This window comes from Microbulbifer sp., assembly GCF_051659245.1.
Lineage (GTDB): Bacteria > Pseudomonadota > Gammaproteobacteria > Pseudomonadales > Cellvibrionaceae > Microbulbifer.
The window spans coordinates 1-1,472 of record NZ_JBOFOC010000066.1 but is presented as its reverse complement, the minus strand read 5'-3'; the positions used below and the strand labels follow the sequence as shown (position 1 = coordinate 1,472).

Genomic DNA, 1,472 nt, shown 5'->3' with positions numbered 1-1,472 from the left:
TTTCCCAAGTGGCAAACGGTGTACTCGTATTTTGCCAAATGGAACGCGCCTGATGCGCAAGGGGTGAGCCTGCTGGAGCGGGCACTCAAAAAATCAGGTTGGCGTGGCCCGTACGAAACAGGGGCGCAACGCTTGCAGCACGTTCTTGATCGTGGACGCGCAGAGCGTCAAGAACACCGATAGCGCCGAGCAGAAAGGCGGTGCGCCCCTACCGTGCGGTTGTGGTCGATGAAGCCCAGGATCTCGGCGCTGAGGCATTCAAGTTGCTGGGTGAGCTGGTGCCCATTGATACCCGGGATTGCATGATGATCGTTGGTGACGCACACCAGCGCATCTACAAGAAAAGGGCTTCTTTATCTTCCTGCGGTATCAATATTCGGGGCAGGGGACGCAAACTTCGTATCAACTATCGTACCAGTGAGCAGATCCGCCGTTATGCCACCGCGGTGCTGGAGGGCGTGGAGGTCGATGACTTGGACGGCGGGACAGACAGGCCAAATGGCTATCGGTCACTTTTTGATGGCCAGCCGCCGTCTGTGGATGGATTCGAAAATGCGCAGGATGAAGCGGAATTTATTGTTCAGAAAATCCGGCGTTTGCAGGAAGAGGGGGTTCCGCTGAGTGATATCTGCCTTGTCGGGCGAACGGAAATTCCTTTAAAAATGGTCACCGGGAAACTGCGGGAGGCCGGGATAGAAGTGTACAAAGTCAGCCGGGATGCCACAGATAATACCGCGGTGCCAGGGGTCCGTTATGCCAACATGCATCGGATCAAAGGCCTGGAATTCAAGGACGTGTTTCTGGTCGGCATCTCAGAGGGCGTGGTACCCATGTCGCCGAGAGGAAATAGTACGGAGGATATCACCGAAATACGGGCTCGGGAGCTGAACGAACGGGCCCTGCTGCATGTGGCGGCTACGCGTGCGGTTCGCTCATTGTTTGTGACTTGGTGTGGTAGTCCTAGCAGGTTTATTGCAAATGAGTGATTGAGAGGGGTTTGTGGATGACCGGAAGATTAGAGATTTTGGAATTGGCGCAGACCCTCGGCGAAGAACTGCACAAGCGCAACTGGCACGCCACCGCGGCGGAATCCTGCACCGGCGGCGGCATAGCCGCGGCCATCACCTCGGTGCCCGGCGCATCCAACTGGTTCGAGGGTTCGCTGGTCAGCTACGCCAACCGCATCAAGCGCGACTGGCTGGACGTGGCGGAGGAGGACCTGGAAAGTTTTGGCGCGGTGAGCGAACAGGTGGCGCGGCAGATGGCCAGCGGCGCGCTGGCGGCCATGGATGCCAATATCGCCGTGGCGGTGAGCGGCATTGCCGGCCCGGACGGCGGTACCGCGGAGAAGCCGGTGGGCACGGTGTGGATCGCCTGGGCCACATCCGCGGGGCAGGAGCCGGTGACCATCCGGGCGCAGTGTTTCCATTTCGAGGGAGACCGCGCGGCGGTCCAGGCGCAGACGGTGGCCG

General features: G+C 59.5%; 2 protein-coding genes and 1 pseudogene. All 3 read left to right on the top strand.

Annotated features, from left to right (window positions below; translation table 11 throughout):
- Positions 1–199 (top strand): annotated as a pseudogene (locus ACRC0P_RS06470) (IS5/IS1182 family transposase); the annotation flags it as partial.
- Between the two features lies 1 nt (position 200).
- Positions 201–986 (top strand): 3'-5' exonuclease, encoded by a 786-nt coding sequence (locus ACRC0P_RS06465; RefSeq protein ID WP_438629082.1) that lies wholly within the window; start codon positions 201–203, stop codon positions 984–986.
- A 17-nt stretch (positions 987–1,003) separates the two neighbouring features.
- Positions 1,004–1,472, top strand: a 469-nt coding sequence (locus ACRC0P_RS06460; protein ID WP_438629080.1) for a CinA family protein, incomplete at its 3' end; no start/stop codon positions are given.